This window comes from Streptomyces sp. NPDC045701 (genome assembly GCF_056432045.1).
The window spans coordinates 74,109-90,049 of the sequence record NZ_JBWKJV010000017.1 but is presented as its reverse complement, the minus strand read 5'-3'; the positions used below and the strand labels follow the sequence as shown (position 1 = coordinate 90,049).

The window sequence follows — 15,941 nt, the reverse complement described above, 5'->3', positions numbered from 1 at the left end:
GAAGCATGACGACACCGGAGACGCGTACCAGGCTGCAACAGCTCGAGGACCGGCTCGGCGAGCGGACACCACCGCCGCTCGACGGCCAGACCCGCATCCCGCTGCCCCCGCCCACCACAGCGGACGACGAGGACGACGGCGCCGCGGCGCCCTGACGGGCCCGGCCGGCGGCCCCGGCGGCGGCGCGCGCCCGGCCGCCCACGCCGGGCCGGGCGCAGGTCCCCTCGGTCGACGGTCCTACGCCCCGGGCCGCATGACAGGCGGCGCGGGGACCCCGAGAATGCCTCCATGAGCACCGACCCGGTCACCCCGGCCCATCTCGACCGCATTGGGGCCGCACGTCCGTCCCGTCCCGACGCCGACGCACTGCGCGAACTGCACCTGCGGCACCTGCTGACGGTGCCGTTCGAGAACCTCTCGATCCACCTCGGTGAGGACATCGTCCTGGAGGAGAAGGCGCTGCTCGACAAGGTCGTCCACGCCCGGCGCGGCGGATTCTGCTACGAGTTGGGCGGCTCGTTCGCCGCGCTGCTGCGCGACCTCGGCTTCCGGGTGGACCTCCTCCAGGCGCGGACCTTCGACCACGAGGGCCGCACCGGCATTCCCTACGACCACCTGGCTCTGCGGGTCGGGACGGACGACGGCACCGGTCCCTGGCTCGTGGACGTCGGGTTCGGGGACCACAGCCACTACCCGCTCGCCCTGGAGGAGCGCGGGGACCAGGAGGACCCGGGCGGGGTGTTCCGCGTCGTGGAGACCGCCGACGGCGACCTGGACGTCCTGCGGAACGGGACGGCGCGCTACCGCCTGGAGCTGCGGGCCCGGTCGCTGTCCGACTTCGCGGCCGGCGCCTGGTACCACCGCACGTCACCGGCGTCGCACTTCACGCGGTCCCCGATCTGTTCGCTCCTCACCGAGGACGGTCGCGTCACCCTCAGCGGCCGGAAGCTGGTCACCACCGTGGACGGGCGGCGCACGGAACGGGTCCTGGAGGGCGACGACGAGACGCTGGCCGCCTACCGGGACCTGTTCGGCATCGTCCTGGACCGGCTGCCGGCCGTGCCGGGGACCGCCGCCCCGGCACGGGACGGGGGCCCCGGCGCCGTTCAGAGCCCGGCGACCCTGGAGCTCGCCGAGAGTTCGTAGACCAGCGTGACCGTGCGGCGGCCGTCGGGCGGGAGCGCGAGGTTCCAGCGGGCGATGCCCTCGGCGTCGATCGCGTCGGGTGCCGGGGAGCAGGCCGCCTCCCGCAGCCGTACGTCCACCGCCGAGGTCTCGGACACCGGGATCCGCTCGCGCAGGGCGACCATCCGCTCCCCGGTCTCCCCGGGGGCGGAGAACCGGGACAGGTACACCCGGACCGTGCGGGTCACCACGGTCCGCTGTGTGAGCCCGGCCGAGTCGCGGGACTCCTCGGTCTCCCGCACCACCCGGTGGTCGTCGCAGCTGCCGAACGCCAGCTCGAAGGGGGCGCCGGGAGCGGTGAAGTCCAGCGTGCCGCGCCCGGCGAACCCGCTGCCGCGGACCAGGTCCACCGGCCCGGCGAGCAGAGCGTGCCCGGACCGGTTGTCGCCCCGCACCACCTGTGTGACCAGCGGGGACAGCTCGGGCGAGCAGGCGTACTCGCTGCTCGCGGCCGTGCTGAAGGCGGAGAGCGGCACCCGGTGGGCGCGGCCGTCCGCCGGCACCGAGACGGGCGCGGGGGAGTGCAGCACCCGAGCCTCGCCGCCGTCGTCGACCCCCGGCAGGCCGAGCACCGGAGCGGGGCCCAGTTCCCCGATCTCCTCCTCGCGCACCTCGACGTCGACGGCGCGCCGCTCCGCGGCGGAGCGGTCCTTGAGCGTCAGCCGGTCCTCGCCGAGCCGCGGGGGGTCGCCGGCCAGGGCCGACCGGGCCGTCGACAGCGTCAGCCGTACGCCGGACCAGTCCTCGCCCGTGCGCTGCCAGACCATCGCGTCGGTCTCCAGCGTCAGTGAGTCCCCGTCGAGCACGGCCCGGTAGGCGGGCCGCCACAGCGCGCACGGGGTGAGGTGGCTCAGGCGCAGCCGTACCGGCCCGGCGACCGCGGCCTCCACGGTCAGCTCGACATGGCCGATCAGCTCCGTAGGCTCTTTCTCGGCCACGTCCATGGCCCGCTGCGTCTCCCCGAGTTCCGCGGCGAGGCCGGCCAGCCGGGCCTCCGCGGCGCGCAGCAGCTCACCGCAGGAGTCGCGCTCCTCGTCCACCCGGTCCAGTTCCCGCGCCCAGCGGGGCGCCGCGGTCTCCCCGGCGCCGGCCCCTTCACCGATCTCCCGGAGCAGGTCGGCGGCGAGGCGGCCGAGCAGGTCGAGGCGGGCGCGCAGCCGGTCGCGTCGCCCCTCCAGGGCGAACCGCTCCTCCTCGAGGGTGTGGACGCGCAGGCGCAGGGCGGAGTCGTCGCCGGCGGACGGCACCGGCCCGCGCGGTGTCCAGGTCCGCACGATCCGCGCGTCCAGCACGGTCGCGGCGTGGCCGGCGGTCAGCTCCGCGTGGAGGGTGCGGTCGACCGCCGGGGCGCCGATCGGCCCGAGGCGCAGCCGCTGGACTCCGGCCTCCAGGTCGAGAACGGCGGCGCGCTCGACGTGGGCGCGGTCCTCCAGGCAGGTGACGGCGGTGACGGGGAGGGGGATCGGTTCCGGCTTCGGTTCCGTGGTCATGGCGTGTGTCAGCTCCTGCGGTTGCCGCCGACCAGGGCCTTGCCGGCCGGGATGCGGATCTCGTAGCCGCCGTCGAGGGCGGCGGTGCCGCCGGCGGGCAGGTCCACCCGCCGGACGCGGGTGCCCGGGGTGTGGTGCTCGGGTCCCGTGCCGGGCTCGGGGACCGTCCAGCCCGGCCGTTCCTCGATGCGCACGTCCGGTTCGGAGGTGACGGGCACCCGCTCGCGGACCTCGACGGTGACGGGCCTCGCGAGCCGGTTGGCCAGCTCCACGTGGACCCGGTGGTCGAGCACGGTGATGTTGTTGCGCAGGCCCGACGTCGACTCGTGCACGTTCGTGCGGCGGGTGACCCGGATGCCCTCGGCCGGCCCGAGCCCCACCCGGCGGTCGGCACCGGCGGCGAGCGTGGGCAGCGCGGCGGTCAGCAGGAACTCGTCGTCGACCGTCACCTCGACCGGGCCGGCCAGCAGGGCCTGGTCGGTGGCGTTGCGGAGCACCAGCGTCGCGTACACGGTCTGCTCGACCGACGGCACGCACAGGTACTCGGTGCGCAGGCCGACCGGGATCTCGCCGATCGTGACGGTGTGCCAGGTGCCGTCCGACGGGACGTCGGCGCGGGCGGCGGCGTCGAAGCGGTGGTCGAAGGAGCCCGCCGACTCGCGGGGCCGCACGGCGTGGCCGGGCAGCGGCAGCGCGGCCACCGCCCCGGCGCGTCGGCGGTGCTCGGCCGCCACCGCGTCGAAGGGGGCGTCGGGGAACAGCCTGCCCCGACGGTCGGCCCGCTCCTCCGGGCCGCGCAGGACGAGGGCCGCGTAGTCGAGCTCGGCGCCGCTCGGCCGCGGTGGACCGGCCTCCGGTGCCGGCGCCGGTACGGGGGGCGCCGCCGATGCCGGTGGCGGAGGACCGCCGGGCGCCGCGGGCGCCGGCCGGGCGGAGGCCGCCGAGGCCCTGCCGCCGGCGCGAAGCCTGCCGCCGGGCCGCGCCTGGACCGGATGGGCGGGAGCGGGCATCGCGCCGCCGAAGGTCTCGGCGGGGGCGCCGGCCGCGCCGGCGGGCGTCGGGAAGGCGGCGGCCGGCCCACCGTAGGACCGCGGTGCCGGCGGAGGGGGAGGCGGCGGAACGGGGCCGGTCGCGCCGGCCACCGGCCAGGAGGCGGCCGGGACGGGTGGGGGAGCGGCGCCGGTGGCCGGGCGGGGACCGGCCGCGTCGTACCCGGCGAACAGGTCACCGAGGCCCGCGGGGGGCTCGCGCCAGCCGGAGGCGGCGGGGACGGGCTGCCGGCGTCCGATCCGGAGGGAGCGGAGCCGCGGCAGGTCGGTGCGCCGCCGCAGGTCGGCGGTGGCCAGGGCGATGCGCACCCCGGTCCAGTCCTCACCGGTGCGCTGCGCGACCGAGGCGCGCAGTACGAGCCGGCCGGTGCCGTCGCCCTGACGGTGAGCGAGCCGGTAGGTGGGCACCCAGACGGCGCCGGGGACCCCGTACTCCAGCTCCAGCTCCACCTCCTCGCCGCCGGTGCCGTCGAGGGTCACGACCGCGCAGACCGTGGTCGCCACGTGCGCCGCCGGTGCGTCGGTGGAGGCGCGGGCGAGCCTGTCGCTCGCGACGGCCAGCTCGTGCGCGACGCGGCGCAGCGCCTCCTCCCGTTCGGCCAGGCGCGCGTGCAGCACCGCCAGCCGCTCCTCGACGAAGTCGGCGAGTTCCAGCCACGCGTCGACCGGGGTCAGGCGGTGCGGGTCCCCGCGCCTGTGCGGCGGCGGGACCGGACGCAGTGCGGCGACCTCCTCGACCAGCCCCAGCTGCCGGTCCCGGCGGGCCACCGCCGCCGCGTACTCGTCGTGCAGCCGCTCGACCTCACGCCGCAGCTCGTCGGGCGTGCCGGTGCCGAGCGGCTCGGCCTCGACCTCCACGCGCGCCCCGGTGACCCGCACCCCCGGGGCGTTGAGGACACGGGCCCGCAGCGAACCGGGGTCCAGGGAGCGCGGCAGTCCCGTCACCCGCACCCGGCCGTCCGGCGGCACGTCGCCCCGGGCCAGGCGGTGACAGACCGCGCCCTGCGCGTACACCACGACCGAATCCAGGGCCGACGCCCACCGAGGTGCTGTCCCAGCCGTCATGTTCTCCGCCCCCACCGCGTCCTTGGCCGAGCGAAGCCTACGCCGGAGGGCCCCGCGCCTTCGTGCCGGTCCCCGGTTCCGGGCCGAGCGGCCCGCGTTCACCGCCGATGGTCACTGCCTCACCGGCACCCGGCCGGCCTCGCCCGGTGGATGCCGCCGGGCCCGGACGCCCGGGGACCGGCCGCCGACCGCGCGTCAACTGCCCCGCACGGCCGACGGATCGTGCGGGTCCCGCATGCGCGCGAGAGCGAACGTGCCTAGCATGAAAGCAGGGAATCGCGCGGCGCATGCCCCTCCCTTCCCCAAACCGGTCCGGTACCGGTGAGCGGCCGCCGATCCGTGGCACCGCGGCCGGCCGGACACCGACCGCTCCGCGTGAGGGACGCGGTCACCGGCCCCGGCGTGCCGACGGGCCTTCGGGGCCGTACCCACATCCCCGGAAACAGGACCGGAGGGTCGGTCATGGCAGTCACGGCCGACGCACGCGCGGAAGGGCTGAAGCAGGCCGAGGCCGCGGCCGAGCGGTACGAACGCACCAGCGCCGAGCGGCGGAACGTCGAACGGCAGATGGACGCCGGGGTCCGGTTCCCGGACTCGCCGGAGGCGATCGCCGTCCGCGCCGCGCGGTTGCTGGACCGGCAGGCGGTGCCCGCCGCCGCGGCGGTGGAGAGCATCCGCGAGGAGCACCTGTCCGCGCCCGCCGCGTACGAACGCATCCTCGGCCTGTCCAAGGAACTGCAGGCGTGGAGCTTCCTGCCGCGCGGCGCGCGCGCCGCGCACACCGTCGCCCGCATCCTGGCCAGGGAGAACGGCCGCGAGCTGCCGGTCGGTACCGGCTTCCTGGTCTCGCCGCGGCTGCTGATGACCAACCACCACGTCCTGCCGGACGAAGCGGCCACGCGCCAGTGCTTCCTGGAGTTCGACGCCCAGGTCACCATCGACAACACCCCTGGTACGGCGACCCGCCTGGAGCTCGATCCCGGCGCGTTCTTCGTCGCCGACGAGCGGCTCGACTTCGCCCTGGTGCTGGTACGGCCCACGGGAGACGGCCGGCCGCCGGGCGCGGTGTTCGGGTGGAACAGGCTCAGCGTCCAGCGCGGCAAGCTGGTCGTCGGGGAACCGGTGAACGTCATCGGCCACCCCATGGGCCGCCTCAAGGAGATCGCCGTCCGTGACAACGCGCTCCAGGTCCGGCTGGACGACTTCCTCCACTACCGGACCGACACCGAGCCGGGGAACTCCGGCTCACCGGTCTTCAACGACCAGTGGGAAGTGGTCGCCCTGCACCACAGCGGTGTGCCGGAGAAGGACGACCGGGGCCGCACGCTGCGCAAGGACGGCACGGTCTGGGAGTCCGGCGACGGGGACGACGCGGTCGCCTGGGTCGCCAACGAGGGCGTACGCGTCAGCTCCATCCTCCGGCACCTCGCCGCCCTGTCGCTCGACCCGCCGCGGCGCGAGCTGCTGGCCGGCATGGGGCCGGACTCCGGCCTGCCGGACGAAGGCGCGGCACCACGAGCGGTGACCGTGCCGGCGGACGCCGAGCCCGTCACCGTCGCCCGCAGGCCGAATTCCGCGCGTACGAGCACCACCGAACGCGTCCCCCTCCGCCCCGGTGCGACCGCCTTCGGCGGCAACCGGCACCTCGTCTTCCTGCACGGCAGGAGCCAGCAGGGCAAGGACACCGAGAAGCTCCGCCGGGACTGGTCCGCCGGACTCAACCACGGGCTCACCCGCGCGGGGATGACACCGATCGACCCGGCGGACGCCTGGTTCCCGTACTACGGCGACACACTCGTGGACGCCCTGCGGCAGCAGGAGGCGGTACCCCGCCCGTTCGTGGAGGTGACGGCCGGTCCGGTGGCGGAGGCGTGCGCTCCCGCCGGTCCGGCCCGCGAGGCCTACGAACAGCTCATCGCCGAAGCGGCGGCCGACGCGTACCTGCCCCGGCGGGACGGCACCGCGGACGAGGGTTTCGGTGCCTCGCTGGTCGGAGCGCTGGGGCGGCAGCTCAGCTGGCTGGCCGCCAGGACGGACCTGGACGAGTGGGTCATCGCCTCGATCCTGCGGGACGTCGCCGCGTACCTCGGCGACCCGGAGGTCCGCGACACGGTGCTCGACACCGTGCTCGCCGCGATGCCGGACTCCGGTGAGGTCGTCCTCGTCACCCACAGCCTCGGAACCGTCGTCGGCATGGACCTCCTCACCCGGCTCGGGCCGGACGTGGACATCGCCCTGCTCGTCACCGCCGGCAGCCCCCTCGGCCTGGACGGCGTGCACCGCCGGCTGCTCGCCGGCGGACCCGAGCGCCCCGAGGGGGACTTCCCCTGGGTCAACGCCTGGTGCCCGACCGACGCCGTGGCGATCGGCTGCCCGCTCGCCCGCACCTGGCAGGGCGAGCTCACGGACGTGGCCGTCACCAACTCCCGCGACCGGGCGCACCACATCGAGGAGTACCTCACCCACCCCGAGGTCGCCGGCGAGATCGGACGCTTCATCCGCGCGGCCTGACGGGACAACACCGCCCCCGGCCGGATCCACCGTCCGCCGGGACGCCTCGGACCACCGCCGTGGGCGGGGGTGCCGACGCCTCGCCGCCCCGCGCTCGCGAACACCCCGAAGTCCGGCCCGTCGGTCCGCGCCCCCCGCGCGCCGGCTCGGCGCGCCGCCGAAGTGTCCCCGCCGTACGCTGGAAGTGCACACGGAGCGGGAGGCCCGGGCCGTTCGTTTCGGGTTCCACCACCGCTGGATCACGTCCCCTTTCGGCAGGGCATCCCACGCCTGGACCCCACGCGTGAAGGAGCCCCCGATGGCAGCCAAGAACCGCGCGTCCGCCGGCCACGGGTCCTCGTCCCCGGACGGCGGGCAGCAACAGCTGATCAGTGACCTCAAGCAATTCATCCGCGCCAAGGGCTCGCGTTTCCTCAGCGACCCGAACGTGTCCTCGATCGGCATCGGGTACAAGGAGAGGAACGGGCGGCGGAGCAAGGAACTGGCCCTGCAGTTCACGGTGGACAGGAAGGTGCGCCCGGAGGCCATGGAGGGCCTGCGGACCACGGAGATCCCCGCGTTCATCGACATAGGCGACGGCGTCGAAGTACCGACGGACGTCATCCAGCGCTCCTACCAGCCGCACTTCCTGGTGGTGCCCGAGGGCGAGACTCCGGAGCGCCAGAAACGCCTCACCCCGGCCCGCCCCGGGGTGAGCGTGGGCAACGTCAACGTGTCCGCCGGGACCTTCGGGTGCGTCGTCTTCGACCGGAACGACGGCTCCCCGTCCCTCCTGAGCAACTGGCACGTGCTCAACGGCGTTGGCGGCGAACTCGGCGACACGGTCGTGCAGCCGGGGAAGGCAGACGACAGCCGCCTCGCCCTCAACCGCCTCGGCACGCTCAAGCGCGCCCACCTCGGCAGGGTCGGCGACTGCGCCGTGTCGACCCTCTCGGACCGGGACTTCGCCACGGACATCCTCGGCCTGGACGTCACCCCGGCGAAGCTGGGTGAGCCGCAGATCGACGACGGGGTCGTCAAGAGCGGCCGCACCACCGGGGTCACGCACGGCACGGTGACCCGGCCCTTCGTCAAGGTGAGCATCAACTACGGCCTGCCGGTCGGAGTGCGCGAGATCGAATGCTTCGAGATAGGGCCCGACCCGAAGCACCCGGCGGCCGGCGACGAGATCAGCCTGCCCGGCGACTCCGGGTCGGTCTGGATGTTCACGACGCGTTCCGGGAGGCCCACGGACGTCCTGGCCGGTCTGCACTTCGGCGGCGAGGCGGAGGACGACCCCGAGGAGCGGGCCCTGGCCTGTTTCCCGCAGGCGGTCTTCGGTGAACTGAAGATCACCCTCACCCGGCCGGACCCCGAGTCGCTGGAGGCCGTGACCGGGTACGACCCCGGCTTCCTCGCGGTACCGATCAGCACGCCGCGGCTCAACCCGTCGGTCAAGCAGGACGCCGTCCGCCTCGACGGCTCCGAGGTGATCCCCTACACGCACTTCTCCCTCGCCCTGAGCGCGTCGCGGCGGTTCGCCTTCTGGGTCGCCTGGAACATCGACGGCGGCTCGCTCAAGAAGCTCGACCGCAACGGGATCGACTTCGTCAAGGACCCGAGGCTGCCGGCCGCCGCGCAGGTCAGCAACGAGCTGTACAAGGGACGCGGCAACCGGCTCGACCGCGGACACATCGCGCGCCGTGCCGACGTGCTCTGGGGTCCGCTGACCGAGGCCGCGCGAGCCAACAAGGACTCGTTCTTCTACACGAACATCACCCCGCAGATGGACGACTTCAACCAGAGCTCGCGCGACGGCATCTGGGGACACCTGGAGGACGCTGTCTTCGAAGACGTCAGGGTCGACCAGCTGAGGGTGAGCGTCTTCGGGGGCCCGGTGTTCCACGAGGACGACCGGGTGTTCCGGGGGGTCGGGATCCCGCGCGAGTTCTGGAAGGTGCTCGTCTTCACCGAGGACGGCACGCTCAAGTGCAAGGCCTTCCTGCTGACACAGAGCCTGGAGCTGGCCGAGGCACTGGAGCTGGACGAGTTCCGGGTCTTCCAGGTCAGGCTGTCGGAGATCCAGAAGCGGACCCGTCTGCGCTTCCCCGCCGCCATGACGAAGGCGGACACGCTGGTGGTGCCGGAATCCCTGGAGGACAGGTCGCCGTTGGAGCGCCGGTCCGACATCGACTGGAGCTAGGTCGTGTCCGGAAGTCTCGCCCGGCCGCGACGCCCCACACGCCCGCCGCGTCGTCGCCGCACGGCCCGGCGGGCATGCGCGGGGCGAGGCGCTACGACGGGACGGCGACGCCCGTGGGCGCGTGATCGGTCTCCGGCTCCTGCGGCGGCTCGCCGAGCTGCTCGCGCACATAGTTCCAGACCACCGCGATCAGCGCGGCGACGGGCACCGCGAGGAGGCTGCCCACGACGCCGGCCAGACTGCCGCCCAGCGTCACCGCGAGCAGGATCACCGCCGCGTGCAGGCCGAGTCCGCGACTCTGGATCATCGGCTGGAACACATTGCCTTCGAGCTGCTGCACGACGACGATGATCGCCAGCACGATGAGCGCGTCGGTCAGGCCGTTCGACACCAGCGCGATGAGCACGGCGACGAGCCCCGCGAACAGCGCGCCCACGATGGGGACGAACGCGGACACGAACGTCAGCACCGCCAGCGGGAGGACCAGCGGAACTCCCAGGATCCACAGGCCGAGGCCGATGAAGACGGCGTCGAGCAGACCGACGAGCGCCTGGGACCGGACGAACGCGCCCAGCGTCTCCCAGCAGCGCTCGGCCACGACCGGGACGTCGGTGGCGAGCCTGCCCGGCAGCTGACGGGACAGCCACGGAAGGAACCTCGGGCCGTCCTTGAGGAAGAAGAACATCAGGAACAGCGCCAGGACCGTGGTGACCACACCGCTGAACACGGTGCTCATCCCGGTGACCACGGCGGTCACCATGCTGCCGACGCTCTTCTGCGCACGGGCGACACCGGCGTCGAAAGCGCCCGCTATCTGCGCGTCGTCGATGTTCAGCGGCGGCCCGGCGGCCCACTCGCGCACCCTCTGCACGCCCTCGCCCACCCCCTTGGCCAGCTCGCCGGACTGGGACGCGACCGGCACCGCGATGAGCGCCACGACCCCCGCCACGACCAGCACGAACAGCACCGTCACCACCGCCGCGGCCGGCGCCGGGCGCCATCCGTGCCGCCGCAGGAAACGCGTCAGGGGCCAGGTCAGCGTGGTGAGCAGGAGGCCCACGACGAGGGGCCAGACGACCGGCCACATGCGGCCCAGGAACCACACGGCCACCGCAGCCATGACGAGGACCAACAACAACTCGGCGGAGACGCGCGCCGATGTACGCAGCGCGGCGGCGGCTTTCGTGGCATTCAACGTGGCAGACATGGACGTCAGCCTACTGACACCGCTCCGCCGGGCCGCCGGACGAGGCGGCCCCCGTTCACAGCCGGCCGTTGCGGCGGAAGCCCCGGTGGACGAGGAGACACATGAGGGCGACGACGCCCGGGGCCAGGGGGTACCGGTACGTCCACCGGAACTCGGGCACACGGTCGAAGTTCACGCCGTACACACCGCGGACCATGGTGGGGACGGCGATGACGGCGGCCCAGGCGGTGATCCGGCACATGTCCTCGTCTCGGGCGACCGTGACCGGGGCGAGGTGCGCCGGGAGGATCGAGTCCAGCAACGCGCCCTGCTCGGCGCTCCGTTCGCTGACGCCGCCCGGTGACCGTCCACGTCGCGGAAGTACGGGCGTACGTCCGGGGCGACCGGCGCGGACGGCGGACGGCGCGGGGGCGAGGACGTGCAGCGGCTCCGGCGGAGCCACGGCCCGCTTGAACGGGCCGGTGGGCCGCCGAACGGCGCGCCGTGTCCGGTCCGCACCTGTCGACGGTCGATGGCAGGCAGCCCGGGTACGCGGGTGGCGCCGTCCCTTGCCGAGGTGGCCCGTGCGGACGGCGCGGGGAGTGAGCCGGGCGCTCCGGGGCACCCGCACGCCATGCTGGCACTCCGCGCGCTCGTCAAGCCCGTCGCCTCACCTCCGCCGGCCCACCTCGCACGGCGGAGCGCCCACGCCGTCCGCCGGCCTGCCCGGCACCGCCGCCCGAGCCGGCCCGGGAGCAGGTGGCACCGTCTCGTCATCGCCTACCGCGACATCGACCTCCTGGCCGGCCCGAACCCGCCGGGCGACGGCGGCGTGCAGGACCTGTTGCTCGTGCACGTCAGGAAGGTCGTCGGGCGCGTGACGTTCCGGGTCTGCCCCACCTGCGCCACGGGGACCATCACCGCAGTGGAGCTGGACGCCCCCCTGGTGAACACCGGGCTGCCCACCAGGGCGGTGGCGCACCTGCGCAGCCGGTACCCGGACCTCGTCTGGACCACGACTCTTCAGCGGCGTCTCACCCGGGACCTGTTCCGCCGCATGCGCGTCCTGACCACCGCCGACAGCCGCTGCGCCCACGGCTGACCGGGCCCCTGGCGGTCAACTCCCCGTTCCCGTTCGGCAGGGCATTGTGGCGCGAGACGCGTAACGCGGATGTCGTTCCCGGTCGCCGAGGACACCCCGCACGCCGCCGCGCGGCACGGGATCGACGCGCGGCCGTGCTGGCCGGGCATGGACGCGGCCTGGCGGGACCGGCTGTGGGGGTGGTCGAGCGGCGGTGCGTCACCGGGCGCCACGGCGCGGTGTGGCAGTCGATGATGGCCCACCATCTCCAGGACATCGGTCACCTCCGGCACCGGGCACTGCGGCGGATGACGCGGCAGTACATCGAGTACACGCACCTGGGCGCTCCCCGTCCACACCTGGCCGGTGGACCGACCGGCTCCAGCAGGGGCGCCGGCAGGGCGCGGTGCTCCAGGGTGAGCCTCGACGGGGCTTAAGTCAAGACGAAAGAAAAGACCCGTCCCAGCCATTGACCGTGCCCGACCGAGCCGTGCATGGTGCGGGAGAGCGCTCTCCCGGAACGTTCCGGACACCTTCCCGACCAACGGCCCCCGTACCCCGGGCCGCGCACACCGCAGCCGCACCCGTCCGCCCAGCCACTCCGTCCGCATACGGCGAACCGCGCGCACGCCGGCCCGCAACGGCCGGTTCCCCGCCGCCCGGTGGCCCGCATCAGCCCAGGAGCACACGTGTCCAGACCCCCCTCTGCGTCCGTCCGCCCGCGTCGCGGGCCACTGTCACTCCTCACCCTCGGCGCCCTGGTCGCCTCGTCCCTGACGCTCTCCGTGCCCCCGCAGGCCCACGCCGCCGAGACCCTGCTGTCCCAGGGCCGGCCGGCCACCGCCTCCTCCCAGGAGGGCGACGCGTTCGCCCCCGGTGCCGCCGTGGACGGCAACCTGACGGGCACTCGCTGGGCGAGCCAGTGGCGGGACGGCGAATGGATCCAGGTCGACCTCGGGTCGAGCAAGAACCTGAGCCGTGTCGTCCTGACCTGGGAGGCCGCCTTCGGCAGGAGCTACCAGATCCAGGCGTCCGACAACGGCACCGACTGGCGCACCCTCAGGACCGTCACGGGCGGCGACGGCGGCACCGACGACGTGGCGGTCTCCGGCTCCGGCCGGTACGTCCGGATGCAGGGCGTGGCCCGCGCCGGCGGCTACGGGTACTCGCTGTGGGAGTTCCAGGTCTACGGCGACGGTGGCGGTGGCACCACCCCACCGCCCGGGGGAGCGGTCCAGGTCACCGGCTCCCAGGGGAACTGGCAGTTGAGGGTCGGCGGTCAGCCCTACACGGTCAAGGGCCTCACCTGGGGCCCCTCCGTCGCGGACGGCCCGCGCTACCTCCCCGACCTGAAGTCCATGGGCGTCAACACCATCCGCACCTGGGGAACGGACGGTTCGACCAAGCCGCTGCTCGACAGCGCGGCGGCCAACGGCATCCGGATCATCAACGGCTTCTGGCTCCAGCCCGGCGGCGGCCCCGGCAGCGGCGGCTGCGTCGACTACCTGACGGACACGACGTACAAGAACACCATGCTCACCGAGTTCGCCAAGTGGGTCGAGGCCTACAAGAGCCATCCCGGCACCCTGATGTGGAACGTGGGCAACGAGTCGGTCCTCGGCCTCCAGAACTGCTACGGCGGCACCGAACTGGAGGCTCAGCGCAACGCGTACACGTCCTTCGTCAACGACGTCGCCAAGAAGATCCACTCCATCGACCCGGACCACCCCGTCACCTCCACCGACGCGTGGACGGGCGCTTGGCCCTACTACAAGCGCAACGCGCCGGACCTGGACCTGTACTCCATGAACTCCTACGGCGACATCTGCGGCGTCCGGAGCGCCTGGCAGCAGGGCGGTTACAGCAAGCCCTACATCATCACCGAGGGCGGCCCGGCCGGCGAGTGGGAGGTGCCGGACGACGCCAACGGCATCCCGGACGAGCCCACCGACGTACAGAAGCGCGACGGCTACACCAAGGCGTGGAACTGCGTCACCGGCCACACGGGCGTGGCCCTGGGCGCCACGCTCTTCCACTACGGCACCGAACACGACTTCGGCGGCATCTGGTTCAACGTCCTGTCCGGAGGGCTCAAGCGGCTCTCGTACTACGCCGTCAAGCAGGCATACGCGGGCTCGACCGCGGGCGACAACACCCCGCCCGTGATCAGCGACATGACCGTCTCCCCGGCCTCCGCCGCGCCGGCCGGCGGCGAGTTCACCGTCCGCGCGGACGTGCGTGACCCGGACAACGACCCGCTGAGCTACAAGATCTTCCTCAGCGGCAACTACGCCAACGGCGACAAGAGCCTGGTCGAGGCCAAGTGGCGGGCCACCGGCAACGGCACCTTCGCCGTCACGGCACCGGAGAAGCTCGGCGTGTGGAAGGTCTACATCGAGACGACGGACGGACGCGGCAACGCCGGCGTCGAGGCCAAGTCGGTCAAGGTCGTCGCCCCGCCCGTCACCGGGACCGACGTGGCGCGGAACAAGCCCACGACCGCCTCCTCCTACCAGGCCCAGTACGGCGACTGCCCGTGCCCGCCCGCCAAGGCCACGGACGGTGACCCGGGCACCCGCTGGGCCAGCGACTGGAGCGACCCGCAGTCGATCCAGGTCGACCTCGGGGCACCGACCGCCATCCGCAAGCTGCAACTGATCTGGGACCCCGCCTACGCCAAGTCCTACGAGGTGCAGCTCTCCGACGACGGCACCAACTGGCGTACGTCCTACGCGACGACCACCGGCAACGGTGACGTCGACACACTCGACGTGACGGCCACCGCCCGTCACGTACGCCTCCACCTGACCGCGCGCGGGACCGGGTGGGGCTACTCCCTCCACGAGTTCGGCGTCTACAGCTGACCGCTCCCCGCGGACGCACCACGGCGGGGGTCCCGCGCCCCCGCCCCCGGCGCACGCACCATCCCCCACCCCCACCACCCAGGCAGGAGATCCCCATGAGATCGAGCCCGGCACGGCTCCCCGCACTCCTCCTCGGCACCGCCCTGATCGCCGGCGTCCTCGGCCTCGGCACCATCGCCTCGGCGGCCGGTCCCGGCGGCGACGCCCCGGCCGCGATCGCCCAGGCCGCCGCGCACCACTCCGGGCACACCATGGCGGTGTCCACCCAGGCGTCCGGCGACGACCCGGACGGCGACGGCTACATCCCGGCCGTACCGCAGGTCACCGGCGTGACGCCGTCCGGCGCGACACCGCCGCCGCGCTACTTCCACGAGTTCCAGGCCAACTGCTCCGTGACGCACACCGCCCCGGACGACCCGATCGTCTACCCCGGCCAGCCGGGCCGGTCGCACGACCACACGTTCATGGGCAACACCTCCACCAGGGCGGACAGCACCACGGGCTCCCTCTACGGGGGCGGCACCACCTGCAAGGCGCCCGCCGACGCCTCCGCCTACTGGATGCCCTCGCTGTACAAGGGCGACCAGAAGATCCTGCCGATGGGCCCGCAGGTCATCTACTACAAGGCGGGAGTGACCGACTACCGGAGCGTGCGGCCCTTTCCCAAGGGGCTGCGGTTCGTCGTCGGCAACCCGACGCAGACCGCTCAGGAGTTCCGCGCGCACAAGGGCTTCGTCGAGGGCTGGGAATGCGGTGACAGCTTCTTCAACACCGACATCCCGACGAGCTGTCCGAGCCGGCCGGACGTCCAGCTCAACCTGCGCATGCAGGCCCCCAGCTGCTGGGACGGAAAGTACCTCGACACCCCGAACCACCAGAGCCACATGGCCTACCCGGTCGTCAAGCCCGGCACCAACGACAACATGTGCCCGGCCTCCCACCCGGTCGCCCTGCCGATGATCGAGTTCAAGATGGCGTGGCCGGTCAACGGCGACATGAGCCAGGTCCGCCTGGCCAGCGGACGCGGCTACTCCTTCCACTCCGACTTCTTCAACGCCTGGGAGGAGCGCACCCTCAAGGCCATGGTCGACCACTGCGTCGTGGGCGGCCTCCAGTGCGATCCGCGCGGCTACGACCAGACGCACCCCGAGCGCGGCGCGGTCCTCGACGCGGGGTACCGCCTGCCCTGACCGGGCCGGCGCGATCGACCGGCGGTCCGGCCGCCCCCGCTCCCCGGGGGGCGGCCGGACCCTCGACAGGCCCGCCCACCGCACCCCCGGCCCCGGCGGCAGGGGGCGCCCACCGGGCCCGGCACAGGGAGGGCACGC

At 73.7% G+C, this 15,941-nt stretch carries 11 protein-coding genes; 7 read left to right on the top strand and 4 right to left on the bottom strand.

Annotation, left to right across the window (positions count from 1 at the left end; all coding sequences use genetic code 11):
* The first annotated feature begins 5 nt into the window (after nucleotides 1–5).
* The gene (locus AC07DW_RS19550) at nucleotides 6–155 is read left to right on the top strand and encodes a hypothetical protein (protein WP_478858903.1); all 150 of its coding nucleotides are present in this window, start codon (nucleotides 6–8) and stop codon (nucleotides 153–155) included.
* 133 nt (nucleotides 156–288) lie between these two features.
* Nucleotides 289–1,146, top strand: a complete 858-nt coding sequence (locus tag AC07DW_RS19545) for an arylamine N-acetyltransferase family protein (protein ID WP_478858902.1) — start codon at nucleotides 289–291, stop codon at nucleotides 1,144–1,146.
* Here the strand turns inward: AC07DW_RS19545 and AC07DW_RS19540 are convergent.
* Both AC07DW_RS19540 and AC07DW_RS19535 read right to left on the bottom strand, forming a co-directional pair.
* Nucleotides 1,107–2,675 carry a DUF4139 domain-containing protein gene (locus AC07DW_RS19540; RefSeq protein ID WP_478858901.1) on the bottom strand — a complete coding sequence of 523 codons (1,569 nt, stop codon included), beginning with the start codon at nucleotides 2,673–2,675 and terminating at the stop codon, nucleotides 1,107–1,109. The two genes, AC07DW_RS19545 and AC07DW_RS19540, sit on opposite strands and share 40 nt — an antisense overlap.
* An 8-nt stretch (nucleotides 2,676–2,683) precedes the next feature.
* Nucleotides 2,684–4,789 carry a DUF4139 domain-containing protein gene (locus AC07DW_RS19535; RefSeq protein WP_478858900.1) on the bottom strand — a complete coding sequence of 702 codons (2,106 nt, stop codon included), beginning with the start codon at nucleotides 4,787–4,789 and terminating at the stop codon, nucleotides 2,684–2,686.
* A 462-nt stretch (nucleotides 4,790–5,251) separates the two neighbouring features.
* Here AC07DW_RS19535 and AC07DW_RS19530 point away from each other — a divergent pair, with 462 nt between their 5' ends.
* Together AC07DW_RS19530 and AC07DW_RS19525 are read left to right on the top strand one after the other, a co-directional pair.
* Nucleotides 5,252–7,300: a trypsin-like peptidase domain-containing protein gene (locus tag AC07DW_RS19530; protein WP_478858899.1), complete on the top strand. Its 2,049-nt coding sequence runs from the start codon at nucleotides 5,252–5,254 to the stop codon at nucleotides 7,298–7,300.
* 298 nt (nucleotides 7,301–7,598) lie between these two features.
* Nucleotides 7,599–9,482: a DNA/RNA non-specific endonuclease gene (locus AC07DW_RS19525; RefSeq protein ID WP_478858898.1), complete on the top strand. Its 1,884-nt coding sequence runs from the start codon at nucleotides 7,599–7,601 to the stop codon at nucleotides 9,480–9,482.
* A 91-nt stretch (nucleotides 9,483–9,573) separates the two neighbouring features.
* On the opposite strand, the gene AC07DW_RS19520 is transcribed toward AC07DW_RS19525, so the two are convergent.
* Nucleotides 9,574–10,689: an AI-2E family transporter gene (locus AC07DW_RS19520; protein ID WP_478858897.1), complete on the bottom strand. Its 1,116-nt coding sequence runs from the start codon at nucleotides 10,687–10,689 to the stop codon at nucleotides 9,574–9,576.
* A gap of 55 nt (nucleotides 10,690–10,744) precedes the next feature.
* Complete coding sequence (locus tag AC07DW_RS19515) at nucleotides 10,745–11,131, bottom strand: CorA family divalent cation transporter (RefSeq protein WP_478858896.1); 387 nt, start codon at nucleotides 11,129–11,131, stop codon at nucleotides 10,745–10,747.
* A gap of 171 nt (nucleotides 11,132–11,302) precedes the next feature.
* Here AC07DW_RS19515 and AC07DW_RS19510 point away from each other — a divergent pair, with 171 nt between their 5' ends.
* The 3 genes from AC07DW_RS19510 (at nucleotide 11,303) to AC07DW_RS19500 (ending at nucleotide 15,803) form a co-directional block, all read left to right on the top strand.
* A complete protein-coding gene (locus AC07DW_RS19510) occupies nucleotides 11,303–11,770 on the top strand; it encodes a hypothetical protein (RefSeq protein WP_478858895.1) in 468 nt (155 codons plus the stop codon).
* Nucleotides 11,771–12,438: 668 nt separating this feature from the next.
* Nucleotides 12,439–14,613 carry a discoidin domain-containing protein gene (locus AC07DW_RS19505; RefSeq protein ID WP_478858894.1) on the top strand — a complete coding sequence of 725 codons (2,175 nt, stop codon included), beginning with the start codon at nucleotides 12,439–12,441 and terminating at the stop codon, nucleotides 14,611–14,613.
* Between the two features lie 95 nt (nucleotides 14,614–14,708).
* A complete protein-coding gene (locus AC07DW_RS19500; RefSeq protein WP_478858893.1) occupies nucleotides 14,709–15,803 on the top strand; it encodes a DUF1996 domain-containing protein in 1,095 nt (364 codons plus the stop codon).
* Nucleotides 15,804–15,941: the final 138 nt, after the last annotated feature.

Excerpts from the sequence above, each read along its gene's own strand:
- AC07DW_RS19510 (WP_478858895.1), top strand. The coding sequence starts at position 11,303 with ATGCTGGCACTCCGCGCGCTCGTCAAGCCCGTCGCCTCACCTCCGCCG.
- AC07DW_RS19535 (WP_478858900.1), bottom strand. The coding sequence starts at position 4,789 with ATGACGGCTGGGACAGCACCTCGGTGGGCGTCGGCCCTGGATTCGGTC.
- AC07DW_RS19525 (WP_478858898.1), top strand. The coding sequence starts at position 7,599 with ATGGCAGCCAAGAACCGCGCGTCCGCCGGCCACGGGTCCTCGTCCCCG.
- AC07DW_RS19545 (WP_478858902.1), top strand. The coding sequence starts at position 289 with ATGAGCACCGACCCGGTCACCCCGGCCCATCTCGACCGCATTGGGGCC.
- AC07DW_RS19540 (WP_478858901.1), bottom strand. The coding sequence starts at position 2,675 with ATGACCACGGAACCGAAGCCGGAACCGATCCCCCTCCCCGTCACCGCC.
- AC07DW_RS19500 (WP_478858893.1), top strand. The coding sequence starts at position 14,709 with ATGAGATCGAGCCCGGCACGGCTCCCCGCACTCCTCCTCGGCACCGCC.
- AC07DW_RS19550 (WP_478858903.1), top strand. The coding sequence starts at position 6 with ATGACGACACCGGAGACGCGTACCAGGCTGCAACAGCTCGAGGACCGG.
- AC07DW_RS19530 (WP_478858899.1), top strand. The coding sequence starts at position 5,252 with ATGGCAGTCACGGCCGACGCACGCGCGGAAGGGCTGAAGCAGGCCGAG.
- AC07DW_RS19520 (WP_478858897.1), bottom strand. The coding sequence starts at position 10,689 with ATGTCTGCCACGTTGAATGCCACGAAAGCCGCCGCCGCGCTGCGTACA.